Origin of the sequence: Mesorhizobium sp. BR1-1-3 (assembly GCF_020165455.1) — a bacterium.
GTDB classification, from domain to species: domain Bacteria; phylum Pseudomonadota; class Alphaproteobacteria; order Rhizobiales; family Rhizobiaceae; genus Mesorhizobium; species Mesorhizobium ciceri.
The window spans coordinates 24,168-48,703 of the sequence record NZ_JAIUIC010000020.1 but is presented as its reverse complement, the minus strand read 5'-3'; the positions used below and the strand labels follow the sequence as shown (position 1 = coordinate 48,703).

Sequence of the window (24,536 nt, the reverse complement as noted above, 5' to 3'; positions counted from 1 at the left end):
CCGCTCCATTTGCGAAGCGACGGGCTCTCGCCCACCCCATACCTGTGAAAGCAATTTAGATGCCAAACTTTTGACCCGTTATGGGGCACAGCCGTCGCGTTGCCAGTCGGTCGGTCGCCCTCTCGTCGCTCTGCCTCGACATTGATAACCATGTACATCATGCCGGCTCGTTGGCTGCGATCACAAATTGTCGGATTCGTACGAAGCAGAGTTCTGTACGATTCCAACCCTTTAACTTTGTACACCCCTGTTTTGTAATTCGGCGGCTGAGGGGACGCCGCGCATCAGGTCGCATTTCACTGTCAATCGCGTGCCAGAGGGCGTATATTTTTTAAATCGTCTGCACGTGTCTACGGGCGCAGACGGCAGGGAGATTGGAAAGCTCTTGCCCCAAGCGGGATTGAGCTATGACCAATCCAGAGAACGATTCCTACAGAAACCAATTGTTGCGTAGGCTTGACCCTGGTGACCTGGGGCTTTTGCAGCCACACCTTGAACTGTGTGACCTCGAGCCGAAAACGACCTTAGAGAAAGCCGATTCGGAGATCGAGACGGTGTACTTTTCCTGGAGGACGGCATCGCTTCTGTGGTCGCGACGGCTTCAGGTAAGGAAGCCGAGGTAGGCCTTGTCGGCTTTGAGGGAATGACCGGTGCCGCGCTCGTGATGGGCGCTGACTATGCAGCGCATCAATGTTACGTTCAGTCGGCCGGCAGCGCTTTCAGGATGGGAACCGAGCCCTTCAAGGAGGCTCTTGCGAACAGCCCAACGTTGCGCCTTTTCCTGTTGCGCTATGTCCACTACTTCCACATCCAGACCAGCTATACGGCCCTGATCAACGCAAAATCAAACCTTGAAGAGCGGTTGGCGCGCTGGCTTCTAATGTGTGACGATCGGGTCCACGGCGAGCGCCTTGCGATCACCCATGAGTTTCTCGCCGTCATGCTTGGAGCAAGACGCCCAGGCGTTACTGTTGGGCTGCAAGTTCTGGAAGGACGTGGTTTCATCTATTCTCGACGTGGCGAAGTGCACATCAGGGACCGCAGCGGACTTGCGGTCTGCGCAAACGGCACCCACGGCAAGCCAGAAGCCGATTACGTTCGGCTAGTTGGATTATAGCGCTCCAAGCATGCCGGACGTAGGCCGCGGTGATCCAAGCACCTGCGCCTCGCGCCAGCAATACAGCCCGTCCCGCCCACATTGCCGGTGACACGAAACGGCTGCGGAAGCCGCGATCCGATGCGATTGCAATCCAACCCTGGGCGCGCACGGATGTCCCGCAAGCTTCATATCCCGTGCGTCAGCACAAGATAAATAGCGGGGACGAGCATCAACCAGCCGCTCAGTCCAAGAACCACCAAGATGGCCATGCGCTCTGTTCGTCTGACAAGGTCGGCAATGTTTTCTTTGTCCGGCAAAGCGACGGAGGCCACAAACCCGGGCGCACGATCATCGTTGCCATTTCCCGGTTGGTTCGCGCTGCCACTCTCATTCGATCTCTGGACCAATGTCATTGTCATCGTTCACCGAAAAGAATCTAAACCGGCCCGTTCTCGGCGCGTGAGCCGGAACGGGCCGAGGCGGGAAATCAGTTAAAATCGAAGGACGACCGAAGGACCACGTCGGCGGTAGCACCGGACGCGACGGCGACCATGCCGCCAATAACTGCGGCAAACCCGTCTCCAGCCCCGCCGGCGGCGGTGGGGACGGTAGTGCCAGTCCCGATGGTAGACTTGCTGCACTTCTGCCTGTGCGTCTTCTTCAAAGGTCTCTGTTTGTGGCGTCTCAAGTTCATCGAGGATGCCGTGTCCGGCCCCTGGAACACCCGCCATTGCGTCAGTTGGGCGGACAGCGCTTGCAAGGGCCGCTGCCCCGGCAACGCCAAACATTGCAGTCAAGAAGGATCGCCGATCCATAATAAACCTCCCAAGGTACATGTGCTAGAAATGCGCCCACGCCTGCCGAATGAGCATGCATGGGCGCACGGTGAAATACAGGACCCGCCAGCCGCCGAAGCAGCTCACGGGTCCTATCAGCGCAGGAAGGGACGTAGCTGCGCCGATCCACGCCATGTCAGCCAAGAACGACCCCCATCACCAGGAAGGTGATGGCTGTTGCGAAAATCGGTGCGAGCAACCATCGCGCCTGGCCGACACTTTTTTCCACTGTTTCTCTCCGAATTTGCAGAGACAACAACCTTTAGGCCTAAGCCGTTCCGCTTACTCCCAACGGGTAAGACCATTGCGTTTTCCAACCAGACTTTGGTCCTGCGCGGATTCAGACAGAGGCCCGTATGAGGAACGTTTGGCCTGGCGACGTGTTCGGGTGGCTGGCGCCCAGCCGATCGTGCTGCCGCCAGGTTACAAGAGGAGAAAAACAAATGAGGATGCACCTAAGCAGCGCCGCTGCGGCGCTCTTGCTGTTGGCCAGCGTCGGCGCGGTTGCGGCACAGGATGTGGTTATCACACCGGAACAGGACACCGTCGTCCGCGAATACGTGAAGAAGCAACCCTTGGCTTCTGTGAAGCTTCCGGGGGTGGAGTTGAATGTCGGCACGGCTCTGCCAGACACGGTCGAACTCCACGAGGTTCCCAACGTCAAATACCGCTATACGGTGGTCGACAACCGAACGGTTTTGGTGGACCCGAGCACACGCAAGATTGTGAAAGTCTACGACTGAAACTTCGAACCGGCCAGGCCCGCCGGCAGGGATGCCGGCGGGTTGCGCTCGTCAGATCGCCACTCAATCGGACAAATGAAAATGATGAACCCTGAAGTCGAGACGTCGCAAGCGCTCGTGGCGCGCCTGGTTGATCTCCAGGCGAGAGCGCGGGCAGCACGTATAAATGAGGCCGAAATAAAGACCTTCCAAAAGGTCGCAGCCGTCACGGATGATGGTCGAGGTCGGTCGGCTCAGGATCTGGCCGTTCCAGGTTCGATGGCGACATAGTGGTGCACGAGGTCACACCCCAATCGCCGCCACAAGAATTCGGTTCTGCCCGCGGATCGCCGCGCGCAGTTCCAACATTCCAAGTTGTGCCTTCTTCTACGACGCGCCAGCAACCTGGGTGGATGCCCCAACCCTGGTGAAGGTGTTCCGCACCCTGACGGACTTGTAGACGTAGGCGACCCAGAGCCCTATCAGCACAAACGAGACTATGTACGTCGCAAGCACCTCGCCAGTGACCACTTTCCGAACCGAAACCCCGATCGCGGTGGAGACCCAGATCGCGTCCAGTATGACCGCCACCGGGATTGCGAGCCATTGGATGAGAAACAACTGCTTGAACCGAAGGCTCCGCCTCAGCATGGCAACGAGCACCACAAGCTGAAACACCATAAATGCCAGCAGCAGGGCAACCTCGCCATAGACCACCATGGGTCCATTCGGCACCAGCATGAGCTGGTTGTAGCCATCGCTGGAGGCCCCCAATTCGGCGAGTGTGCGCAGCGGTGACAATGCCTGACCGATAGCCAGCAGCATCAGCCAGCCGCCGAAGCCCACAAGAGTCTCAGGATTCTGCGACGGCTTCGCGGCCGATCGAACAGCAAAGAAAACAGGCACGCCGATCAACAGCAGCATGATCGCCCAATGCCAGATGGAAAACGCCCCCATTTACCCCTCCCCTTTTTATGCCCCTTTAAGTTGTACAAGGTTTTAGATTCAACTCAAGAGGCGAGCCCTCGTGTGAATGAAGTTATGTCGAACCGACGATTTCTCCTGTCTGCTCCTGACTCCTTCACACCCCGATCGCCGCCACCAAAATCCGGTTCTGCCTTCGGATCGCCGCGCGCAGCTCCGGTATTTTCGCCGCGTCGCGCTTCACGAATTCGATGAACATCATGTTCATGTTGTTGAAGATCAGTTCGCCGAGCGCTGCTCCGTCGATGTCCTGCCGCACCAGGCCGAGCGCCTGCAGGCGGGCGATCAGGGCGCGGATCTGTTCGGTCAGCGCGCGGTCGAGCGCGGTGTAGGCCTGGCCGAACGGGCTGTCGGGCAGTTGCGTCGAGATCGCCATTGCCTGCCGCCACATCTCCTTGCTGAGATAGTGCAGCGAGTGCTCGATGTAGATGCCGATCAGCGTATCCAGCGCATCGCCGACATTGGCCGGCGGCCTGGCGACGACGCCCTGCCCGGCATTCAGCACCTCGTTGACCTCCAGCGAGACGATGGCGCCGAGGATGTCGCCCTTGTTCTCGTAGTAATTGTAGATGGTGCCGACCGAGACCTCGGCCTGCGTGGCGATCGCCTCTATCTTGGCGCCCTCATAGCCGGCCTCTCGAAACAGTTCCGCCGCCGCTTCGATGATGCGCCTGTGCCGGTCCGCCTTTTGCCTTGCCCGCAATCCGCTCATTCCAGCCTCTTGCCACAAAAACAGAATTGACTCAATTTTAGAATTGGTTCAATTTTTTGCAAGAAGCCACAAAGGCAAGGGAGAACACTCGATGTCCGCTAAAGCCAGCAATCCGCTTTCCGTCCTGAAGACCCATTTGCGCGCTGCTGCCGCAGCCGCGGCGCTGCTGCTTGCGACCGGCGCGCATGCCGCCGATCTCAACGCGCTGATCTGGTGCGACCATGCCGATCCGGCGCTGCTGCAGCCCTTCGAGGAGGCCAATGGCGTCAAGGTCAACGTCAAGGAATTCGAGGGCACCGGCGCTGGCCTCGCCATCGTCGAACAGTCGCAGCCGGGCGACTGGGACGTGATGGTGATCGATTCGATCGACGTGCCACGCGGCGTCGAAAAAGGCCTGTTCGAGCCGCTGCCGGAAGACAAGCTGCCGCTGGCCGACCTGTTTGCGCAGGTGAAGATGGACGGCTCCACCATGGTCGGCGGCAAGCGCTACGGCATCACCGAAAAGTTCGGCTACAACACGATCGGCTACAACAAGACCAAGGTCGACCCGGCCGACATGCAGTCGATGGCGGCCCTGACCGGCGACAAGTACAAGGGCAAAGTCGCCATCTACGACTACTACCTGCCGGTCATCGGCATGGCCGCACTGGCGATCGGCAAGAAGACGGCCGATCTCACCGAAGCCGACCTGCCCGCCCTCAAGGACGAGCTCTTGAAGATGAAAGCCAATGCCAAGCTGGTCGGCGAAGTGACCGCCAGCCAGACGGCGCTGGCGACGGGCGAGGTCGACATACTGGTCGGCGGCGGCGAATGGGTGACGGCGGGCCTGGCCAAGGAAAACCCGGCGCTGGACTTCTCCATCCCGAAAGAAGGTGCGGTTCTGTGGTCGCAGTCGCTGGCCATGTTCAAGGATTCCAAGAACAAGGACATGGCGCTGAAGTTCATCCAGTACATTATGAGCCCGGAGGGCCAGGCGCGGCTTGCCACCTCCTCCTGCTACTGGGGCATGCCGGCCAACACCAAGGCAGCACTGACCGACGACCAGAAGAAGGTGCTGCGCTTCGACGAACAGCCGGGCTTCCTGACGCGTGCCCAGGCCTATCCGGCGCCGAACGCCGATCTCGACAAGAAGATGCAGGACATGTGGACCGAAATGCTGCAGGCGAAATGAGCCGATAGCGCTCATGAGCTCGGCTGGAAACAACCCCTTGCCCCGGGCGGGCCGTACCCTGCCCCGGGCGAGCTCTGCTCTGCCCCGGGCGAGCTCTGCTCTGCCCTGGGCGAGCTCTGCTCTGCCCTGGGCGCTGGTCACGCCGGCGCTCGGCTGGACGCTGCTGTTCTTCGTGCTGCCGTTCATTGCCATGGGGTTTTCCAGCCTGACGGCGCATGAGGGCGGCGGCTTCACGCTGTCCAACTACAGCCAGTTCTTCACCAACCCTTCCTACTGGCAGGCGATGGTGAACTCGCTTGAGGTGACCGCGATCGTCACCGTAGTATCGGTGCTGCTCGCCTATCCCTTCGCCTGGATCCTCGCCGAACAGGTGCCGGAGCGCTGGCAGCGGCTGGCGCTGATGCTGGCGGTGCTGCCGTTCTGGACCTCCTATGTCGTGCGCTCCTATTCCTGGCTGCTGGTGCTGGCGCAGAACGGCGTCGTCAACCGGGCGCTGACCGGCTCCGGCCTCATCAGCGAGCCTGTGCATCTCGCCAACACGCGTTTCGCCACCATCACCGGCTTCGTGCACTTCTTCGTCATGTTGTTGACGCTGACGATCTTCGCCAATCTCAAGCAGCTCAGCCCGAGCTACCGCAAGGCGGCCGCCGATCTCGGCGCCGGGCCGGTGCGAACCTTCCTGCATGTCGTGCTGCCGCTGACCTTGCCCGGCATCATGGTCGGCGCCTTCCTCACTTTCGTGCTGTGCATCGGCGACTACATCACGCCGCAGATCCTGGGCGGCAACAACGAGCTGCTGATGCCGCAGCTGGTGATGATGCAGATCGGCCGGCGCGGCGACTTTCCGCTGGCCTCGGCGCTGTCGATCATCCTGATGGCGGTCGTCACCATCGCCTATCTCGCCTGCGCCCGCTGGCTGAAGATCGAGCGGGCCTGAGATGCGCAGGATTGTCCGCATCGCCTCCTGGCTCTACGCGCTTGCCGTCTACGGCTTCATCTTCCTGCCCGTGATCGTGCTGGTGCTGTTTTCGCTGCAGGCGACGTCGTTCCCGATCCCGCCCTTCACCGGCCCGTCGCTGCGCTGGTACGACGCAGTGCTCTCGGACCCACGGCTGACTTCGGCGTTGGTCAATTCGCTGCTGGTGGCGTCCATCTCCTCGCTCGCCGCCGTGACGCTCGGCTTCCTTTCCGCCTGGGGCTTTGCCCGCTTCGTCCTGCCCGGCTCCGGCCTGCTGCGCGGGCTGATCACCCTGCCGCTGACGGTCAGCTATCTCATCATCGGCATGGGGCTGCTGGTGCTGTTCAACTGGGCCGGCGTACCGAAATCGCTACTGGCTGCCGGCATCGGCCATGTCGTGATCAATCTGCCGCTGTGCTTTGCCATCATCTACAGCCAGATGGGCGACCACCAGATCAACATCGAGCGCGCCGCGCGCGACCTCGGCGCGCCGGAATGGAAGGTGCTGCTGTTGATCACCGTGCCGGTCATGGCGCCGGCCATCTTCGCCGGCTTCTTCCTGTCGATGACCTTCTCCTGGGACGAATTCGTGATCTCCTTCCTGCTCACCCGCTTCGACACCACGCTGCCGGTCGAGATCTGGAACCTGCTGCGTTCCGGCCTCAATCCCAAGACCAATGCCGTCGGCTCGCTGGTCTTCGCCGTCTCCATCGTGCTGGTAGTGTTTTTTGAACTGACATTGCTTCGGAGAAAGCCCGCATGAGCGCGCCCCTCGTCGACATCAGCAGTGTCTCGCATCGCTTCGGCCAGCACACCGTGCTGAAGGATGTCTCGCTGCAGATCGAGCCCGGCAGCTACACGATCCTGCTCGGGCCGTCCGGCTCCGGCAAGACGACGCTCTTGTCCATTCTGGGCGGCTTCGTCACGCCCAGCGAAGGCAAGGTGTTCATCCGTGGCCAGGACTGCACGTCGGTGCCGCCGGCCAAGCGCCCAACGACGACGGTGTTCCAGGACTATGCGCTGTTTCCGCATATGAGCGTCGGCAGCAATGTCGGCTTCGGCCTGCGCATGCAGGGCGTCGACGGCGCGACACGCGCCGCAAAGGCGCGCGAGGCGCTGGCGCTGGTCGGTCTCGCCTCTGCCTTCGACAAGAAGCCGCATCAGCTCTCCGGCGGCCAGCGGCAGCGCGTGGCGCTGGCGCGCGCGCTGGTGATCGAGCCGGCGGTGCTTTTGCTCGACGAGCCGCTCGGCGCCCTCGACCTCAAACTTCGCCGGCAGATGCAGGATGAATTGAAGGCGATCCAGAAGCGCGTCGGCACCGCCTTCATCCATGTCACGCACGACCAGGAAGAGGCGATGGCGCTGGCCGACCATTGCGTGGTGATGAATGACGGGCGCATCGAGGACGAAGGTCCGCCAGAGCGCGTCTACGCACGGCCGGCGACGCGTTTTTCGGCGACCTTCATGGGCGAAAGCACGATCCTCGCCGGCACGGTCACGGAGGCGAGCGACAGGACAAGCACCGTCGCGACGCCGGTCGGGCCGGTCTCGCTGCCCGGCGCCTTGCCGGTCGGCTTTGCCGTTGCGCTGGCCATACGGCCGGAGCATCTTGTCCTCGGCGAGGCGCGCGGCGGTGTCAGGCTTGGCACGGCCGAGGTGAGCGACGTGGTTTTCCAGGGCAGCTTCAAGCGCGTGCTCGCCGTTTCCGTCGAGGACCCTTCGCTCCACTTCATCGCCAAATTGCCCGCGACGGCGACCGTCCAGCCGGGCGACAGGGTCGCGATTTCCTGCGATACCGACCAGATCATCCTGCTGACGGACTGAACTTTCTGACGGATTGAAACATGGCAACGCTTGCGGTCATCGAGGCACCAGACTGGTACGAGACCATCCGCATGAGCGATGGCGTGACCTTGATCCACGAGCCTTGGATAAAACCGTTCTTCCGCTGCAATATGTGGCATGTGCGCGGCCGCGATCGCGATCTCCTGTTCGACACCGGGCTTGGCCATTTCAGCCTCCGGCGTCACGTGCCGTTGGTCAGCGAGCGCAAGCTGATTTGCGTCGCCAGCCACACGCATTTCGACCATATAGGCTGTCACCACGAATTTCCCGAGCGCTGCGTGCACGCCGCCGAGGCCGGGATCCTCGCCGATCCGCGTAACGAGTGGACGGCAGCCGGCACCTATGCGACCGACGAAATGTTCGATTGCCAGCCGCAAGGCTGGGACACGGCGCGCTACCATATTCTGCCCGCACCGGCAGGCCGTTTGCTCAAGCATGGGGACGTCGTCGATCTCGGCGATCGTGCCTTCGAGGTGATCCACACGCCCGGCCATTCGCCCGGCGGCATCGCGCTCTATGAAAACAGGACGGGCATCCTGTTATCAGGCGATATCATCTATGACGGCCCGCTGATCGACGATGTCTACCACTCGGACATCCCCGATTACATGGCGACGCTCTTGCGTATGCGCGACCTCGATGTCTCGGTCGTGCATGGCGGCCATTTCCCGAGTTTCGGCAAGGTGCGCTACCGCCAGCTTGTCGACGAGTATCTGGAACAGAAGCGGCAGGCCGGCTGCCATCTGCGGCAGCCCTGAAAGCGGTTAGAGCGGTTCACCGTTTCACGGAAACGGCGAACCACTCCAACTCCTTGTTTGGCGCAATTCCGGACGGAAAACCGTTTCACACTTTTCCTGGAATTGCTCTAGCGCATCAATTCGAAATGCCGCGGGAATGCCTGATGCAGCAGGAGCAGCATGGTCTTGCGCAGCACGTTGGTGTCGCGGCTGGACGGATTGAGATGATCCCAATACCAGGCGCCGTGGACCAGATAATTCAGGCTCTCCGACAGCGTATTGATGTCGACGCCGGTGTAACCGCCGCTGCGCGAAATCTCGATCAGCAGCTCGCGCGCTTCGGCGGTGTAGGCAAGATCGCTCGGCAGGCCGATCTCATTGTAGATCTGCATGCTCTTGCGGTCGCTGGAGAACACGACAAAGACCGAAACCCATTTCGGGTGCTGGCGGGCGAAACGTTGCGCGCAATCGACCGCGCCCAGGGCCCGCTCAACCGGCGACAGGCCGGGCGCTCGCACCAGCGTCACCCACAGCTCATCATATCGATCGCTGAGATACTGCAGGACGGCGCGAAACAGGTTCTCCTTGCTGCGGAAATGGAAGACGACCAGGGCATTGGACGAGCCGACATGTTCGGCGATGCGCTGCATGGTGACGCTTGCCAGTCCCTCCTCCGCGATGAGCTCGATGGTGGCGTCGATGATCCGCTGCACGCTGGCTTCGCCGCGTTCGCGCCGACGGTCCTTGGGCGGCGCGGCATCGTTTGCGGCACGTCCATTCTTCGCCGTTGCGCCTTTGCGTTTTGCCGCCGCAGCTTTTTGTTGCGCCATCTTCGTCCAGCTCCTTTCGGACCTTCTGCCGGCGATCGCCGGCTCCGCCACGAATCCGTCTATTCGAGGTGTCCGGCGCGGCTCACCATAACCGAAACCGCAGATCAATCACGATCGCGGCAAGGGCCGCATCGCCCTGTTATAGCGACGGGCGCGTTTCGGCGTTTGTGTACCACTGCCCCTTGGCCGTCTCATAGGCCACGGCCGCCCGGAAGACATCGGCATCGCAATAGGTGCGGCCGACGATCTGGATGCCTGTCGGCACGCCGCTTGCCGCCCGGCCCGACGGCACGGATAGAACCGGACAGCGGCTCATCATGTTGAACGGCGTCGTCATCACCCAGCCAAGCGACGGGTTCACCTGCTTGCCGTTGATCTCGACCGTGCCCGTTGTCTGATCGAACTCCGCCGGCACGGCGGGAAGCGCGTTGGTCGGGCAGATCAGCACATCGTAGGTCTCCAGCAGCGGCCCCAGCGTCTGGTACATCCTGGCCGCCACTTCCAGTGTTCCGACAAAGTCCGTCGCCTTCGACCTTTGCCCGTCCTCGGCGAACTGCCTGGCATAGCTCGTCATGTCCTTGCCGTGCTCCTTGAGCAGTTGCGACAGTGAGGCGCCGAACAGATGTTCGAGATAGGCCATGCCCGCCTTGAGCACGTCGTCGCCCCAGCCCAGATCGACTTCCTCGACCGTGGCGCCAAGCGAGCGAAACACATCGCAGGCGGCAAGCGTGTTCTTGCGCACATCGGGGTCCACTTCGAAAGAACCGAGGTCCATCGAGAAAGCAATCTTCCAGCCCTTGATCGGCTTGTAGTCGCTGGGCAGGCGCAGTTTGGGGCGGAGCGTGGCGATGTCGAGCGGGCTCGGTCCGGCCATCACGTTCTGCAGCAGGATCGCATCCCCGACGTTTCGCGCCAAAGGTCCGGTGTGGCAGTAGAAATCGAGGTTGAACGGCGGCTCGTCCGGATTGCGCCCGTAAGGCGGCTTGAAGCCGACAAGACCGCAGGCCGACGCGGGAATTCGGATCGACCCGGCAATGTCCGAGCCGGTGGCGATCGACGACGTGCCGGACGCCAGCGTCGCCGCGGCACCGCCGGACGAACCGCCGGGCGTGAAATCCGGGTTCCACGGATTGCGCGTCACGCCCCAGCGTTTCGACCAGGTGTAGCCGGCGCAGCTGAATTCAGGCGTCGCCGTGCGGGCATGGACAATGCCTCCGGCCTTGATGATGCGCTCGTTCATCGTCGACGTATGGCCACCGATGGCATCCCGGGACAGCAGCGAGCCGTGCGAGGTCGGCTTGTCCTTGATGTAGCTCTCGTCCTTGATGCCGATCGGCAGCCCCTCGAGCGCCCCGGTACGGGCCCCCCTGGCGTATTTCGCCTCGGCTTTCCTGGCCAGATCCATCGCCTCGTCGAAATGCGTGAAGGTGAGGCAGTTGATCGTCGGCTTGGTGGCTTCGGCGCGGCGGATGGTGGCCTGCATCAGTTCGACGGGCGAAAGCTTCTTTGCCTTGAACAGCCGCAGCGCCTCGCTGGCCGGCATGTAGCAAAGGTCGAGATCGGTCATGGGAAGTCTCCTGCGATCTGCACATCGCGTTGCATGGACGGAGATGACCGCGCCGCGTGCTGCGGCGCGGGAAAGCCTGGTCAGGTCATTTCTGCAGGTCGGTCCAGATCTTCGTGTAGAGCGCCTGCACGTCGGGCGGGCATGCCTGCATGAACTGGCCCTTGGCGGCGAAATCGGCGGGAATGTTGACTTCCGGCGCGGTCTTCATGTCGTCGGGCATGAAGGCTTCCGAGCCCTTGATACCGTTCGAATAACGCGCAAAGGCTGAGATCAGCGCCGCATTCTGCGGATCCATGATGAAATTCTGGAACAGCTTGGCGTTGTCGACGTTTTTGGCGTCCTTGAGGACAGCGACATTGTCCATCCAGATCGGATAGCCTTCCTTGGGATAGCCATAGACGATCTTGTCGTTCTCAAGCCGCTCGCGCAGCGATATGCCGTTCCAGTTGACGCCCGCGGCGATGTCGCCCCTGCCCAGGCCATCGACGGCCGCATAGTCGAGCGAAAGCCATTTCGCCTTGGCCTCCACCAGCTTGTCATGCACTTTCTTCAGCATCTGCATGTCGCTGCTGCAATATTTGCCACCCTCGTAAGCGATGGCGAGGAACATGATGTCACCCATTTCGGGTACGACATTGATCTTGCTGACGAGTTCGGGGGGTGGGTCGAGGAAGATCGCCGATGTGTTGGGGTCGCCGGCATAAACCGACTTGTTCACCGAAATGCCGGTCGTTCCCCACTGCCATGGAACGGTATATTTGCGGCCTGGATCGAATGGAACATCGACCCACCTGGGATCGACGTTCTTGAAGTTCTCCATCTTGTTGGGATCGGTCTCCAAGAGCAGACCTTCGCTGATCCAGACCGGCACGACGCTCGCCGAGGGCACGACGATGTCATAGCCGGAGGCGCCCTGCCGGACCTTGGCCAGGGCGGTATCGTTGGAATCATAGTCGGTGACGGTGACCTTGACCTTGTAGGTCTCCTCGAACTTCTTGATCAGGTCGGGACTGGTGTAGTTGCCCCAATTGTAGATGTTGAGTTCGCCGTCGGCATGGGCAACGCCCGTGACAGTCAGCAGCGACAGGCCGATGGCCGTCGCGGTCAGTTTCCAGTTCATGCTGTATGCTCCCATTGTTGGGACCGGCGGCGTTACGGCCTCAGGTCCGTTTCCTGCTGACGAAAAGATGGCCGCGACAATGCCGATCGACGGCACGAGAACGGCCGTCGGCATCGCATTTGCGGCATGCGGCGCACCGGCAACGGCAAGCCGCATCGCAGTCGAGATATTCCCCTCTTCATGGTGGCCATTCACCGGCTGGCGCCGGCTGTCCAACTCAATTCGCGACCTCAGGAGTAACTATGACTAAACATGCAGTCAATATCTTTATGCGGATAGGGCCAGGGGTCCCCGATGGGTGCGCCCGATGCGGTGGTGACCAAGTGGGCAGCGACGCCGGGCGCGTCAGGCCGTTGGGGCCGCAACGGTTCCGGCCGCAATTCGCTGACGGAACCAATCGAAGGTGCGCCCGATGCCTTCCTGATAGCCCGTCCTGGCTTCCCAGCCAGGAAGGACATGCCTCGCCGACGTCAGGTCCGGACGCCGATTTGTCGGATCCTGGGGAGCCGGAGGGTGGTGCTCGATGCGGCTGCCGGGGACAAGCGACCTGACGAATTCCGCGATGCGCAGGACGGAAACCTCGTGATCGTTGCCGATGTTCAGAGGGCCGCGATGCGAGATGCCGTCGCGCCAGAAGTAACGTTCCAGCCCCTCGACGATGTCGTCGACATAACCCCAACTGCGCGATTGGGACCCGTCGCCATAGACCGTCAGCACCCCGGTTGTCAGAGCCTGGATGGCAAAGTTCGAAACGGCGCGTCCGTCGTCGATGCGGGTTCGCGGCCCATATGTGTTGAAAATCCTGACGACTCGAATGTCGAGCCCGACAACCCGCTGCTGTTCGAACAGCAATGCCTCGGTGCAGCGTTTGCTTTCATCATAAGAGGCCCTGGGACCGGTGCAGTCCACCGATCCCCTGTAACTCTCGGGTTGGGGTGAAACCAGGGGGTCGCCATAGACTTCCGAGGTCGAGGCGAAGCAGAAACGGCCGCCGGGCTTGAGCAGCGTCAGAAGATTGAGCGCGCCGCCGATGTTGGCCTTGATCGTGCGTACCGGCTCGCGCATGTACCAAAGCGGCGAAGCCGGCGACGCGAGATGAATGATCTCATCGAAGCGTTGAAGGGATGAAAAGCTTTCGGCATCGGCAATCTGCAGATCGAAACGCGGATCGGCGATATGTGCGACGTTGTCTCGCGTCCCGGTCCAAAGATTGTCGACGACGATCAGCTTTTCCAGATCGCTTCGCCGCAACAGACGGTCGACCAGATGTGAGCCGAGGAAGCCGCAGCCACCAGAAATCAACACGCTGCGCGACATGGAACCCCCTGCTCCAGACACCCGGCCAGTCAACGAGCCGCAGGGCTTGTTTCCCAACAACGGCGGATACGAGGCTACCCAAAAACCTTTCCGCCAATCGGTGCACCCATCTACACCGCCAAGCGCCGCGAGTGCAAACAGCAAGCTTTCACGAGTGGAACGTGCGGCAGCCGACCGGCCTCTGCTTTTAAGGAGAGAAACTGCCGCGCGATGTCGCGCACCGAAGCGGCCGCCAATGCCGCCGGTCGTCCGAAAGGATGATCAGGTTACAGCGCTACAGCGCCCTTTGCGGGCATGGCGCTCCGGCTGCGTCACCACAGCGCGACGCCGTGGGCTGCGGTCGGAAGCTCGTCTCTTCGGACTGGCGCACCAGTTCGGCAAAGAGCAGCGCGAAGCTTCCCAGCATCAGAAAGACAATGATCAGGCGTGTTACCGGCAATATGTCGGCCTCGACTGGCTAGCCCCCACGCCACCCATCCACTGCCGGCTAACATGACCGATCCGGCTTTACGAGACTTTAAGGCCGGTCTTAACCATCACATTCGCGTAGCCTTTGACATGATACGCGAACGCATGTCCGCATCCGCCGTCCCGCGGTCGCCTCGCCATCCCGGAATGGCATTGCCATCCGGGATGGCGGCTCCGTTTGCAGACCTACCCCGCCCATGCTACCCCGAAATTGGCGCGGCCCTGCCGCTGCCAACCGGTCGTCATCGGGGAGCCATGAGCAAAGCCGCCAGCCACATCGCCTTCGTCTCGTCCGACACCGCTGACGCCAAGACGGCGCTGGAAAGCCTGTCGGCGCGCTATGGCCAGTCTTCCGTCGAGGAGGCCGAGATCGTCGTTGCCCTTGGGGGTGACGGCTTCCTGCTGCAGACCCTGCGCGACACGATGGGGACCGGCAAGAAGGTCTACGGCATGAACCGTGGCACCATCGGCTTCCTGATGAACGAGTATCGTTCCGGTGGCCTGACCGAGCGTCTCGAAGCCGCCGTCGCCGAAACGATCCGCCCGCTGGAGATGCTGGCCGTGACCTCGGAAGGCGAAACGATTTCGGCACTGGCTATCAACGAGGTGGCGCTGTGGCGTCAATCGTACCAGACGGCCAAGATCCGCATCACCGTCGACGAACAGGTCCGGCTTGAGGAACTGAACTGCGACGGCGTCATGATCGCAACCCCGGCCGGGTCCACCGCCTACAATCTTTCGGCGCACGGGCCGATCCTGCCGCTCGACGCGCCGCTGCTGGCGCTGACCCCGGTCAGCCCGTTTCGCCCGCGCCGCTGGCGCGGCGCGCTGCTCTCCAACAAAGCGACGGTGCGCTTCGACATCCGCGAGCCGGAAAAGCGGCCGGTGAACGCCGCCGCCGACCATACCGAGGTCAAGGCGGTGACCTCGGTGACGGTGCGAGAATCACCCACCGCGACAGCAACGTTGCTGTTCGATCCCAATCATTCCTGGAACGAGCGTATTCTCGCCGAACAGTTCCGCTATTGAGCCGGCTCTGCGACCGACAGGTCGATTAAGCATCCCGATTAAGGTTACAACTTCACAATCGTGCCATTGCTGCCCGTTTCTGTTGACAAATCGAGGGCTTGCTCCTAATTGCAATACCGATCTTGCAGGCGCGTGGCGCTTGCCGCGACGCCATTAGACGCCGTTGCGCTTCCCCGAACCAGCCAAAGACAACAACACTTGTCCTCAGACACCACGACCGCTCAAGAAGCGTTGACCTTCGCAGACCTCGGCCTGTCGCCGAAGGTCCTTTCCGCAGTCACCGACGCCGGCTACACCCAGCCGACGCCGATCCAGGCTGGTGCGATCCCGCACGCCTTGCTCGGCAAGGATATTTTGGGCATCGCCCAGACCGGCACTGGCAAGACGGCTTCCTTCGTGCTGCCGATGCTGACCCGCCTCGAAAACGGCCGGGCCCGCGCCCGTATGCCGCGCACGCTGATCCTGGAGCCGACGCGCGAACTCGCCGCGCAGGTCGAAGAGAATTTCATCCGATATGGCAAGAACCACAAGCTCAACATCGCGCTCCTGATCGGCGGTGTCTCATTCGACGAACAGAACAAGAAGCTGGAGCGCGGCGTCGACGTGCTGATCGCGACGCCCGGCCGCCTGCTCGATCACCGCGAGCGCGGCAAGCTGTTGCTCAATGGCGTCGAGATCCTCGTCATCGACGAAGCCGACCGCATGCTCGACATGGGCTTCATTCCCGACATCGAGCGCATCTGCGAGATGATCCCGTTCTCCAGGCAGACGCTGTTCTTCTCGGCGACGATGCCGCCGGAAATCACCAAGCTGACCGAGAAATTCCTGCATGCGCCGGTGCGCGTCGAGGTCTCGAAGGCCGCGTCCGCCGCCACCAACATCACCCAACGGCTGGTCAAATCAGGCTCCAAGCCGTGGGACAAGCGCGAGACGCTGCGCAACCTGATCAAGGCCGAAGATGCCGAACTGAAGAACGCCATCATCTTCTGCAACCGCAAGATCGAAGTGTCGGAACTGTTCCGCTCGCTGCTGAAGTATGATTTCGACGCCGGTGCGCTGCATGGCGACATGGACCAGCGCGCGCGCATGCAGATGCTGGCCAATTTCCGCGACGGCAAGCTGCGCTACCTCGTCGCTTCCGACGTCGCCGCGCGCGGCTTGGACATCCCCGACGTCAGCCATGTCTTCAACTATGACGTGCCGATCCATGCCGAGGATTATGTCCACCGTATCGGCCGTACCGGCCGCGCCGGACGCTCCGGAAAATCCTTCACCATCGCGACCAAGTCGGACACCAAATACATCGACGCCATCGAGCGGCTGATCGGCAATAAGATCGAATGGCATGACGGCGACTTGTCGACGGTGGTTGCCAGCGAAGGCGGCGAGGACGATGCTCCGCGCCGTGGCAAGGGCGCACCGCGCCGCGCCGGCCGCAAGGACGACGACCGCAGCAGGGAAAAGGGCGGCGAGCGCAAACCGCGCGAACGCCACGCCAAGCGCAGCGAAGACACGGCACCGGAAACAGTCCGCGAGGACCAGCCGGTGGCCGAGGTCGCAGCGGCAGCCGCCGACGTCGGCGAACGGCGCTCGCGCAAGGAAGCGATCCGTTCGGAAAACACCGAGCGCAAATCGTCCGATCGCAACGAACAGCGCGCACCGGAACGCGGCGATACCCGGCCGCAGCGAGACAACAGCCGCCCTGCCCGCCAACGTCACCAGGAAGACAACGATTCCACCGTTGGCTTCGGCGATGACATGCCGGCCTTCATGCGGATCGTCGCCAAGGTCTGATCCCGACCGCTTCGGAGGCAAGCCAGCCATCCGGCTTGCCTTCTCGGTAGAGCTCCAGCCTGGTTCGCCCGTTACATCGGCCCAGGCATCATCTTGGTCGGTTTTTCCAGCATCGGAAACTCGGCCTTCGAGCATTTCACGTTCGGGTTCGTCGGACTGAACATGCCGTTCGGATTGTCTCCGAGCCAGGCATGAAGGTCGTAATGGACGAACTCCTTCGGGATGAGAGGGTAATGCCCCTCCATCGGCCCCATGAAGGTTTGGCCAAACAGCTTCGGAGGCTCCTTTATGTCCGGCGTCAGAGGCACCAGCCATTCCGCGCCCACCAGCCGCAAACCCTTCTTGGTCGGTTCATAGATCAGCACGTTGGGGTGCATCGGGTCGAGCTTCTGGCCGACACTCGGGACATTGACGAAGTGAATACCCATGGCGCCCTTCGGGTAATCCATCGCGCCCGCTATCTTTTCTCCGCTGTAGTAGACGCAGCCGACCGTCGACAGATAGAGGTCGCGGACGGCAGCGGTGTAATCCTCATATTTGGCGAGCGACTTTTTCAAGGCTTCGATGTCGGCCTTGTTGGGGTCCTCGGCCCGAGCCGAAGCAACGTTCAGCCACGCGCCTACCAAACCTGTTAAAACGAGGACGCCACAGCGCCCAAGGCTGGCTGTTCTTGTCATGCATTCCTCCCAGATTTCTGATCTGGCCGTGCAAGACCGAGGCGGAAAAATGCTGATTGCGCGGCCGGTTACACCGCCTCATCCCCGCTGGACTGCCATGATGCTATTCCTTTCCATGGCCGCCGGAAAGCTATATTTTAGCAATAACTAAATCTATACCGTACCCATCCAGAGCGCCGATGTCAGCTCAAACAAAAACGGCCCCGCATGAGGGCCGTTTCGCATCCGCTTGCCGGACGGATCAGGTGAGCGGCGACAGCTGGATCTCGACGCGGCGGTTCTGGGCCCGACCTTCGGCTGTGGCATTGGATGCGACCGGACGTGTCTTGCCGAAGCCTGTGACGGCGAAGCGCCGCTGATCCACGCCCTGACCGGACAGATAGTTCGCCACCGCCAAAGCACGACGCTGCGACAAATCGAAATTGTGCTGGTCGCCACCGGTCGAATCGGTGTGGCCGAACACGTCGACCGTGGTCTGCTTGAACTTCTTCAGCACCAGCGCGACGGAGTTCAGGACCTGGTAAAAGCCGGGCTTCACCGCATCCTGATCCGAGTTGAAGGTGATGTCGGACGGCATGTTGAGGATGATCTGGTCGCCGCTGCGGGTGACACTGACACCGGTGCCTTCGAGCTGCCGGCGCAGTTCGGCCTCGTTCTGGTCCATCGTGGCGCCGATGGCGCCGCCGGCCAGCGCGCCGATGCCGGCGCCGATCAGTGCGTTGCGGCGGTCGTTGCCACCGGCAAGCAGGCCAAGGCTGGCACCCGCCAGGGCGCCAAGGCCGGCGCCGGCCGCCGTGTTGGAAATCTTCTGGTCGCCTGTATACGGATCGGTGGTGGTGCAGGCGCTCACGAGCACAGCCGTCGCCACGACGACGAGCACAGTCTTTTTCATAGGATGGTCCCTCTCCAAGTCACGCCTTGCGGTGGCGCCAAATCAGCCCTTCCCGCGACTTGTATCATGAATTGCGGCGAAAAGCGGAACGGCAAAAGCGCCGTTCACGGCTTTTCCCGAGAGACCAATACCCGGTGGTGGCGCCGCATCGCCGTGCCGGAATGGTTTGGATAAGCTACCAGAGGTTCTTGCCGTCTATGACAACCACTTCGACCTTGTCGAGATCGAAATCATCGAACAGCCGCGAGTTGACGCTGATCTTGGGATTGTCGAAATCCGGCTCGCCTGTCGACCAGTCCGGCGTTTCGGTAAAGGTGCCGCAGCCGCAGGTGGCGCAAAACCCGTGCTTTACGGTCTTCGACCCCCAACGATAGAAAGAGACGTTCTCCATCGGGCTGGTGAGCTTGAATTGCGAAGGCACGTAATAGGCCCAGAGCGAGCCGCGTTTCGAGCAGAAAGAACAGGTGCATTGCGTCACCGTCTGCGGTGCTTGCGAAACCTCGAACGTCGTCGCCTTGCAATGACAGCTTGCCTTGATGGTCATCAACGAACTCCTCCTGTCGCCGCCACCCTGTGCGGCAAAGGCAGCATAAAGAGGTGCTCCTGACAACTGTCTGTCAGCAAGCATCACCCGGCGCTACCGCGACAGGCTGGTCTCAGCAAGCCCGTCCCGTCACACGCGCTCAGGCGGACTTCGGAATGCGTTCCTATCGTCAATACGAGCGCGGCGGCACGAACAGGCAGATTGTCCTGCCGGCGTCGAGCCCCCCCTGGTGCGCGCACCAATGGAACTCGCCGTCCGGGCTGTCCTTGACACGCTTGTCGGTCATTGGAACGACCTCACCCGTTCCGGCGATGACATAGCCCTCGGGTTTCTCCAGCACTTCGCCTGTATGGGTCGTGCGACAATCATAGTTGGCGCAGCATGCGAACGGATAACTCCAGCCTTGTGGCTTTGCCGCCGTGGGCGTGGCGTCATGCGCGAAGGCAGGTGCCGTCAGCATTGCCATCGCGCCGATCGCGAACAGGGAAAACAAAAGTCGGCCAGCCGGTTGAACGGCATTGGCCGATCTGAGTGTGGCAGCAGACATGGAAACGTTCCTTTCAAACGAGCATCAAGCGTTTCGCTTGCCCGTTCCCGGAACGTATCTTCCCAGTGGCCGGATCGTCGGGTCGCAGATATGCCGCGTCCGGCCATAAATGCTTTTTCTCTCCCAGCCCTTGGATGCTGGGCTGATTCCTTGGTCGGCGCAAGAACATGCATTCCCGACATCGTTCTACAGACGTCAGGCATCCGCTACCGCCGACGAGATGAGGCCAAGGTCAATTCCCGGCAAACGGGCGTCGAATAAACGGGATTGGCCCGCTGTGGTTCCAGCCTATTGCTGGTCGGAGCCGGCAATCACGTGCTCTTGATACTGCGGCAGGTCATCGGTGATGGTGAACCAGCCCGCCTTCGAACCGACGAAGATGTGCTCGGTTGGACGAATGGATGGGTCGTCGACGAGCGTTCCCATGGCGACATGGACGTAGGCGCCGTCGCGCACGAGCGAATAAAGCAAGGAGCCGCACTGGCAGCAATGCGCGTTGTGGCCGCTTTGGTCGCCGAAGATCAGGAGTTTGTCCTCGCCTTCGGTGAGGAGAAACTTTTCACGCTCGATACCGGCGAAAGGCTTGAATGCCGAACCGGTGGTGCGCCGGCAGTCCGAACAATGGCAATTCGCGGCATAGAGGAATTCGTCGGCCACCTCGTAGTGAACCGCGCCGCAAAAGCATTTTCCGGTGAGCTTGCTCGGCACTCTCTCCTCCATTGCTGTGGTGCGCAGGGGTATGTTCAGATGAGGCCAGGCCGGCCTCACCTGAATATGGGCATATCCTAGTCCAGGTCCGCCACGGCTTCGCCGGCACCGCCTTCGATGCGCTGCGACAACGAGGCTTCCATGAAATCGTCGAGGTCGCCATCGAGCACGCTCGACGGGCTGGTGCTCTCGACGCCGGTGCGGAGATCCTTCACCAACTGATAGGGCTGCAGCACATAGGAGCGGATCTGGTGGCCCCAGCCGATATCGCTCTTCGATGCTTCGGTGGCGTTTGCAACCGCCTCGCGCTTCTTCAGCTCTTCCTCGTAAAGGCGCGAGCGCAGCATCTCCCAGGCCTTGGCCTTGTTCTTGTGCTGCGAACGTTCGGCCTGGCAGGCGACCGCGATGCCAGTGGCCAGATGCGTGATGCGCACCGCCGAATCGGTGGTGTTGACGTGCTGGCCGCCCGAGCCGGACGAGCGATAAGTATCGATGCGGACGTCGGATTCGGAGACGTCGATCTCGATCGTGTCGTCGATGACCGGATAGACCCAGACGCTGGCGAAGGACGTATGCCGGCGCGCATTGCTGTCATAGGGCGAAATACGCACCAGGCGATGAACGCCCGATTCCGTCTTCATCCAGCCATAGGCGTTGTGGCCTTTGATCATCAACGTGGCGGACTTGATGCCGGCCTCTTCGCCGTCATGCATTTCCAGCACTTCGACTTTGAAACGGCGCCGCTCGGCCCAGCGCGTGTACATGCGCAGCAGCATCGAGGCCCAGTCCTGGCTTTCGGTGCCGCCGGCACCGGCATGGATTTCGAGATAGGTGTCGTTGGAGTCTGCTTCACCCGACAGCAGCGTCTCGACCTGGCGGGCCTTCGCTTCGCCTTGCATCGAGCGGATCGCGGCTTCCGCCTCGGCGATCACGCCCTCATCGCGCTCTTCCTCGCCGAGTTCGATCAGGCCGATATTGTCTTCCAGCGCCTGCGTCAGACCTTTCACCGAGGCGATGCCTTCTTCGAGGCTCTGGCGTTCGCGCATCAGCTTCTGCGCTTCCAGCGGCTCGTTCCAGAGGCTGGCGTCCTCGGCGCGCACATTGAGGTATTCAAGCCGCTTTATGGCTTGATCCCAGTCAAAGATGCCTCCTCAGCAGGGTTATCGCCTGCCTGATCTCGTCGACAATATTCTGCGTTTCCGCGCGCATGGCTGGCTGTTCTGTCCTGTTTGCTGAAATCGGTCGGCGCGATACATAGGCACGCCGCCGCCGGCTGTAAAGCAAAATGGGCCGGCCCAAGGCCAGCCCATCCGCCCCTGAAAATCGTCAGTAGAGGCCGCCGCCGCCGGACTGGATAGCCTGATTGGCTTGCGGCGACAGTGCGCCACCGGTGGCATTGGAACCATCGGCGCCCATGCCGATCACCCAATAGCTGTCGGCGGGACCGGTGCCCGGCTTGAAGGCTTCGATGATGGTGCCGGGATCGCCCGATGCGGCACGCATGCCGGTCTTGCGATTGATGGCGACCAGGTTCATGCCTTCGGGCACCTTGAAGTCGACATTGGGCGTGCCGTCCAGCGCCACTCGCATGAAGTCCTTGAAGATCGGGGCTGCGAGGCCGCCACCGGTGGCGCCATGGCCGAGGCCGCGCGGCGTGTCATAGCCCATGTAGAGGCCGACGACGAGGTTGGGCGTGTAACCGATGAACCAGGCGTCCTTTTCATCGTTGGTCGTTCCGGTCTTGCCGGCGATGTGACGGCCAAGTTCGCCGATGGTGGCGCCGGTGCCGCGCTGCACGACGCCTTCCATCATCGAGGTGATCTGGTAGGCGGTCATCGGGTCGAGCACCTGCTCGGAATTGTCGACCAGCTCCGGCTCCGGCTGGTTCTGCCATTCCTGCGCATTGCAACCCTGGCAGCCACGTTCGTCCTGCTTGAACACCGTCTTGCCGTAGCGGTCCTGGATGCGGTCGATGAGCGACGGTTTGATCGACTTGCCGCCATTGGCCATGATCGAATAGGCCGACACCATGCGCATCACGGTGGTTTCGCCGGAACCCAGCGCCATTGGCAGATAGGGTGCCAGATGGTCGTAGACACCGAAGCGCTCGGCATATTCGACCACCAGCTTCATACCCATGTCATTGGCAAGCCGCACCGTCATCAGGTTGCGCGACTTCTCGATGCCGGAGCGCAGGGTCGCCGGACCGGCGACGGTGCCGTCATAGTTCTTCGGCGTCCAGCTCGTGTTGCCGCTCTGGATCGTGATCGGCCCGTCCATGATGACCGAGGCCGGCGTATAGCCATTGTCGAGCGCTGCCGAATAGACGATCGGCTTGAACGAGGAGCCCGGCTGGCGCATGGCTTGCGTGGCGCGGTTGAATTCGGACTGCGCATAGGAGAAGCCGCCGACCATGGCCAGCACGCGGCCGGTGTGCGGGTCCATGGCGATCAGGCCGCCTTCCACTTCGGGCACCTGGCGCAGGCTGTAGGTGCCCTCGGCGCCATCGTTTTTCTGCACGAAGATGACGTCGCCCGGCTTCAGCACCTCCGCCGGCGACCTGGCCTTGACGGTCTTGCCGGCGACCACATGGCGCATGGCAAAACCCATGTCCTCCTTGCTGATAGTGCCTTCGACGCGCTCCTTGACGATCTCGCCCGACGCCTGCCGTGCGGGCTGCAGGCCGATCGACAGGCCGGTCGCCGAACTGTCGAGCACGACGGCGAGCGACCATTCGGGAACATCCTCCAGTCCCTTGACGGCGCCAAGCGGCACGCCCCAGTCGCCCGAGACATCGATCGATGTCACCGGCCCGCGATAGCCGCGCAGCGTGTCGTATTTCATCAACCCGTTCTGCATCGATTTGCGGGCAATGAGCTGGATCTTCGGATCGAGCGTGGTGCGGACGGAGAGGCCGCCTTCGTAGAGCGCATTCTCGCCGTAGCGGGCGATGATCTGGCGGCGCACCTCTTCGGTGAAGTACTCGCCGGCGAACAGATAGGTGCCGCTGCGCCGCGGCGTCACGCCCAGCGGCTCGGCCTTGGCCTTGTTGCCTTCCTCACGCGTGACATAGCCGTTCTCGACCATCTGATCGATGACCCAGTTGCGGCGCTCGATCGCGCGATCGGCATGCTTGAAAGGGTGATAGTTGTTCGGCCCCTTGGGCAGGGAGGCCAGGTAGGCGGCCTCGGCCACGGACAGTTCGTTGACCGACTTGTCGAAATAGGTCAGCGCCGCACCGGCGACGCCATAGGCGCCGAAGCCGAAGAAGATTTCGTTGAGGTAGAGCTCGAGAATGCGATCCTTGGGATAGGCCTGCTCGATGCGGAAGGCGAGGATCATCTCCTTGATCTTGCGCTCGTAGGTCTGGTCCGAGGACAACAGGAAGTTCTTCGCCACCTGCTGGGTGATCGTCGAAGCGCCGACCTGGCGCCGGCCCGAGCCGAAATTCTGCAGGTTGACGATGATGGCGCGGCCGAGGCCGGTGACATCGATGCCCGGGTGATTGTAGAAATTCTTGTCTTCCGCCGACAGGAAGGCCGCCTTGACGCGGTCCGGAATGGCCTGGATCGGCAGATACAGGCGCCGTTCGCGCGCATATTCCGCCATCAGCGCGCCGTCGGACGCATGGATGCGGGTGGTCACCGGCGGCTCGTATTTGGCCAGCACCTCGTAGTCGGGCAGATCCTTCGACAAATGGCCGATGTAGATCGCAACGCCCGCCGCGACCAGAAGGGCCAGCGTCGTGCCGATGCCGAAAAAATAGCCAATGAGACGAATCATACCCGCTCCAGTCCTTGGTTCGGGAATTTCCTAAACGAAGCCGCCTTTCACGCAAGCTTTCGAGCCGGTCCCAATCCGTAATCGAAAACCCTTGTCGCCGCCATGTGGACAAAATACGGCAATGCCTGATTTCACGGCTGCTGGCCGGAAAATAAAAGCACTGGGTGTTGTCGTCGCGCAACGCCGCCTCTGGTTG

General features: G+C 61.7%; 22 protein-coding genes and 1 pseudogene. 10 read left to right on the top strand and 13 right to left on the bottom strand.

Features of this window, described 5'->3' with window-relative positions; genetic code table 11:
- Nucleotides 1-407 precede the first annotated feature (407 nt).
- A pseudogene (locus LB559_RS30675) lies at nucleotides 408-1,117 on the top strand (Crp/Fnr family transcriptional regulator).
- A 1,261-nt stretch (nucleotides 1,118-2,378) separates the two neighbouring features.
- Nucleotides 2,379-2,678, top strand: a complete 300-nt coding sequence (locus LB559_RS30670; RefSeq protein WP_013531386.1) for a DUF1236 domain-containing protein — start codon at nucleotides 2,379-2,381, stop codon at nucleotides 2,676-2,678.
- Between the two features lie 366 nt (nucleotides 2,679-3,044).
- On the opposite strand, the gene LB559_RS30665 is transcribed toward LB559_RS30670, so the two are convergent.
- Both LB559_RS30665 and LB559_RS30660 read right to left on the bottom strand, forming a co-directional pair.
- Nucleotides 3,045-3,614, bottom strand: coding sequence for a DUF2569 family protein (locus tag LB559_RS30665; protein ID WP_224675728.1), 570 nt, complete (start codon nucleotides 3,612-3,614; stop codon nucleotides 3,045-3,047).
- A gap of 124 nt (nucleotides 3,615-3,738) precedes the next feature.
- Nucleotides 3,739-4,353 (bottom strand): TetR/AcrR family transcriptional regulator, encoded by a 615-nt coding sequence (locus tag LB559_RS30660; RefSeq protein WP_013531384.1) that lies wholly within the window; start codon nucleotides 4,351-4,353, stop codon nucleotides 3,739-3,741.
- A gap of 91 nt (nucleotides 4,354-4,444) precedes the next feature.
- Here LB559_RS30660 and LB559_RS30655 point away from each other — a divergent pair, with 91 nt between their 5' ends.
- The 5 genes from LB559_RS30655 to LB559_RS30635 are packed head-to-tail and all read left to right on the top strand — an operon-like array spanning nucleotide 4,445 to nucleotide 9,085.
- Entirely contained in the window at nucleotides 4,445-5,524 is a 1,080-nt protein-coding gene (locus tag LB559_RS30655; RefSeq protein ID WP_224675727.1) for a spermidine/putrescine ABC transporter substrate-binding protein, read from the top strand.
- Nucleotides 5,525-5,537: 13 nt separating this feature from the next.
- Entirely contained in the window at nucleotides 5,538-6,461 is a 924-nt protein-coding gene (locus LB559_RS30650) for an ABC transporter permease (protein ID WP_224675726.1), read from the top strand.
- Between the two features lies 1 nt (nucleotide 6,462).
- The gene (locus LB559_RS30645) at nucleotides 6,463-7,245 is read left to right on the top strand and encodes an ABC transporter permease (RefSeq protein ID WP_013531381.1); all 783 of its coding nucleotides are present in this window, start codon (nucleotides 6,463-6,465) and stop codon (nucleotides 7,243-7,245) included.
- Nucleotides 7,242-8,306, top strand: a complete 1,065-nt coding sequence (locus tag LB559_RS30640; RefSeq protein ID WP_224675725.1) for an ABC transporter ATP-binding protein — start codon at nucleotides 7,242-7,244, stop codon at nucleotides 8,304-8,306. The genes LB559_RS30645 and LB559_RS30640 overlap by 4 nt, the downstream gene beginning before the upstream one ends.
- Nucleotides 8,307-8,326: 20 nt before the next feature.
- Complete coding sequence (locus LB559_RS30635) at nucleotides 8,327-9,085, top strand: MBL fold metallo-hydrolase (RefSeq protein ID WP_224675724.1); 759 nt, start codon at nucleotides 8,327-8,329, stop codon at nucleotides 9,083-9,085.
- A gap of 107 nt (nucleotides 9,086-9,192) precedes the next feature.
- On the opposite strand, the gene LB559_RS30630 is transcribed toward LB559_RS30635, so the two are convergent.
- The 3 genes from LB559_RS30630 to LB559_RS30620 all read right to left on the bottom strand — a co-directional run bounded on the left by LB559_RS30630 (nucleotide 9,193) and on the right by LB559_RS30620 (nucleotide 12,581).
- On the bottom strand, nucleotides 9,193-9,894 hold the full coding sequence (locus LB559_RS30630; protein WP_224675723.1) for a TetR/AcrR family transcriptional regulator: 702 nt from the start codon (nucleotides 9,892-9,894) through the stop codon (nucleotides 9,193-9,195).
- 139 nt (nucleotides 9,895-10,033) lie between these two features.
- On the bottom strand, nucleotides 10,034-11,461 hold the full coding sequence (locus LB559_RS30625) for an amidase (RefSeq protein ID WP_063172294.1): 1,428 nt from the start codon (nucleotides 11,459-11,461) through the stop codon (nucleotides 10,034-10,036).
- An 85-nt stretch (nucleotides 11,462-11,546) separates the two neighbouring features.
- Nucleotides 11,547-12,581: an extracellular solute-binding protein gene (locus LB559_RS30620; RefSeq protein WP_224675722.1), complete on the bottom strand. Its 1,035-nt coding sequence runs from the start codon at nucleotides 12,579-12,581 to the stop codon at nucleotides 11,547-11,549.
- Here LB559_RS30620 and LB559_RS30615 point away from each other — a divergent pair.
- Nucleotides 12,553-12,831, top strand: coding sequence for a hypothetical protein (locus LB559_RS30615; RefSeq protein WP_127218689.1), 279 nt, complete (start codon nucleotides 12,553-12,555; stop codon nucleotides 12,829-12,831). The two genes, LB559_RS30620 and LB559_RS30615, sit on opposite strands and share 29 nt — an antisense overlap.
- Before the next feature lie 95 nt (nucleotides 12,832-12,926).
- Here the strand turns inward: LB559_RS30615 and LB559_RS30610 are convergent, their stop codons facing one another.
- Nucleotides 12,927-13,898, bottom strand: coding sequence for an NAD-dependent epimerase/dehydratase family protein (locus LB559_RS30610; RefSeq protein WP_063168088.1), 972 nt, complete (start codon nucleotides 13,896-13,898; stop codon nucleotides 12,927-12,929).
- A 723-nt stretch (nucleotides 13,899-14,621) separates the two neighbouring features.
- Here LB559_RS30610 and LB559_RS30605 point away from each other — a divergent pair.
- Both LB559_RS30605 and LB559_RS30600 read left to right on the top strand, forming a co-directional pair.
- Nucleotides 14,622-15,395: an NAD kinase gene (locus tag LB559_RS30605; protein ID WP_013531374.1), complete on the top strand. Its 774-nt coding sequence runs from the start codon at nucleotides 14,622-14,624 to the stop codon at nucleotides 15,393-15,395.
- Between the two features lie 198 nt (nucleotides 15,396-15,593).
- Nucleotides 15,594-17,189, top strand: a complete 1,596-nt coding sequence (locus LB559_RS30600; protein ID WP_224675721.1) for a DEAD/DEAH box helicase — start codon at nucleotides 15,594-15,596, stop codon at nucleotides 17,187-17,189.
- A 71-nt stretch (nucleotides 17,190-17,260) separates the two neighbouring features.
- On the opposite strand, the gene LB559_RS30595 is transcribed toward LB559_RS30600, so the two are convergent.
- The 7 genes from LB559_RS30595 to LB559_RS30565 form a co-directional block, all read right to left on the bottom strand.
- The gene (locus tag LB559_RS30595) at nucleotides 17,261-17,866 is read right to left on the bottom strand and encodes a hypothetical protein (RefSeq protein ID WP_024503892.1); all 606 of its coding nucleotides are present in this window, start codon (nucleotides 17,864-17,866) and stop codon (nucleotides 17,261-17,263) included.
- A gap of 241 nt (nucleotides 17,867-18,107) precedes the next feature.
- Nucleotides 18,108-18,758, bottom strand: coding sequence for an OmpA family protein (locus LB559_RS30590; protein ID WP_013531371.1), 651 nt, complete (start codon nucleotides 18,756-18,758; stop codon nucleotides 18,108-18,110).
- 175 nt (nucleotides 18,759-18,933) lie between these two features.
- The gene (locus tag LB559_RS30585; protein ID WP_024503891.1) at nucleotides 18,934-19,302 is read right to left on the bottom strand and encodes a GFA family protein; all 369 of its coding nucleotides are present in this window, start codon (nucleotides 19,300-19,302) and stop codon (nucleotides 18,934-18,936) included.
- Nucleotides 19,303-19,471: 169 nt separating this feature from the next.
- Nucleotides 19,472-19,849, bottom strand: coding sequence for a hypothetical protein (locus tag LB559_RS30580; protein ID WP_013531369.1), 378 nt, complete (start codon nucleotides 19,847-19,849; stop codon nucleotides 19,472-19,474).
- A 288-nt stretch (nucleotides 19,850-20,137) separates the two neighbouring features.
- The gene (locus tag LB559_RS30575; protein ID WP_032807939.1) at nucleotides 20,138-20,569 is read right to left on the bottom strand and encodes a GFA family protein; all 432 of its coding nucleotides are present in this window, start codon (nucleotides 20,567-20,569) and stop codon (nucleotides 20,138-20,140) included.
- 65 nt (nucleotides 20,570-20,634) lie between these two features.
- Nucleotides 20,635-21,766, bottom strand: a protein-coding gene (prfB, locus tag LB559_RS30570) for a peptide chain release factor 2 (protein ID WP_013531367.1) whose coding sequence is annotated in 2 segments (ribosomal slippage) — nucleotides 20,635-21,699 and nucleotides 21,701-21,766 — 1,131 coding nt in all. Because the reading frame shifts where the segments join, the coding sequence is not laid out codon by codon here.
- A gap of 117 nt (nucleotides 21,767-21,883) precedes the next feature.
- Complete coding sequence (locus LB559_RS30565; RefSeq protein ID WP_224675720.1) at nucleotides 21,884-24,340, bottom strand: penicillin-binding protein 1A; 2,457 nt, start codon at nucleotides 24,338-24,340, stop codon at nucleotides 21,884-21,886.
- Between the last annotated feature and the right edge of the window lie 196 nt (nucleotides 24,341-24,536).

Bases quoted from the DNA above. Each gene is read 5' to 3' on its own strand.
- LB559_RS30670 (WP_013531386.1), top strand. From the start codon at position 2,379: ATGAGGATGCACCTAAGCAGCGCCGCTGCGGCGCTCTTGCTGTTGGCC.
- LB559_RS30665 (WP_224675728.1), bottom strand. From the start codon at position 3,614: ATGGGGGCGTTTTCCATCTGGCATTGGGCGATCATGCTGCTGTTGATC.
- LB559_RS30660 (WP_013531384.1), bottom strand. From the start codon at position 4,353: ATGAGCGGATTGCGGGCAAGGCAAAAGGCGGACCGGCACAGGCGCATC.
- LB559_RS30655 (WP_224675727.1), top strand. From the start codon at position 4,445: ATGTCCGCTAAAGCCAGCAATCCGCTTTCCGTCCTGAAGACCCATTTG.
- LB559_RS30650 (WP_224675726.1), top strand. From the start codon at position 5,538: ATGAGCTCGGCTGGAAACAACCCCTTGCCCCGGGCGGGCCGTACCCTG.
- LB559_RS30645 (WP_013531381.1), top strand. From the start codon at position 6,463: ATGCGCAGGATTGTCCGCATCGCCTCCTGGCTCTACGCGCTTGCCGTC.
- LB559_RS30640 (WP_224675725.1), top strand. From the start codon at position 7,242: ATGAGCGCGCCCCTCGTCGACATCAGCAGTGTCTCGCATCGCTTCGGC.
- LB559_RS30635 (WP_224675724.1), top strand. From the start codon at position 8,327: ATGGCAACGCTTGCGGTCATCGAGGCACCAGACTGGTACGAGACCATC.
- LB559_RS30630 (WP_224675723.1), bottom strand. From the start codon at position 9,894: ATGGCGCAACAAAAAGCTGCGGCGGCAAAACGCAAAGGCGCAACGGCG.
- LB559_RS30625 (WP_063172294.1), bottom strand. From the start codon at position 11,461: ATGACCGATCTCGACCTTTGCTACATGCCGGCCAGCGAGGCGCTGCGG.
- LB559_RS30615 (WP_127218689.1), top strand. From the start codon at position 12,553: ATGGCCGTCGCGGTCAGTTTCCAGTTCATGCTGTATGCTCCCATTGTT.
- LB559_RS30620 (WP_224675722.1), bottom strand. From the start codon at position 12,581: ATGAACTGGAAACTGACCGCGACGGCCATCGGCCTGTCGCTGCTGACT.
- LB559_RS30610 (WP_063168088.1), bottom strand. From the start codon at position 13,898: ATGTCGCGCAGCGTGTTGATTTCTGGTGGCTGCGGCTTCCTCGGCTCA.
- LB559_RS30605 (WP_013531374.1), top strand. From the start codon at position 14,622: ATGAGCAAAGCCGCCAGCCACATCGCCTTCGTCTCGTCCGACACCGCT.
- LB559_RS30595 (WP_024503892.1), bottom strand. From the start codon at position 17,866: ATGACAAGAACAGCCAGCCTTGGGCGCTGTGGCGTCCTCGTTTTAACA.
- LB559_RS30590 (WP_013531371.1), bottom strand. From the start codon at position 18,758: ATGAAAAAGACTGTGCTCGTCGTCGTGGCGACGGCTGTGCTCGTGAGC.
- LB559_RS30585 (WP_024503891.1), bottom strand. From the start codon at position 19,302: ATGACCATCAAGGCAAGCTGTCATTGCAAGGCGACGACGTTCGAGGTT.
- LB559_RS30580 (WP_013531369.1), bottom strand. From the start codon at position 19,849: ATGTCTGCTGCCACACTCAGATCGGCCAATGCCGTTCAACCGGCTGGC.
- LB559_RS30575 (WP_032807939.1), bottom strand. From the start codon at position 20,569: ATGGAGGAGAGAGTGCCGAGCAAGCTCACCGGAAAATGCTTTTGCGGC.
- LB559_RS30565 (WP_224675720.1), bottom strand. From the start codon at position 24,340: ATGATTCGTCTCATTGGCTATTTTTTCGGCATCGGCACGACGCTGGCC.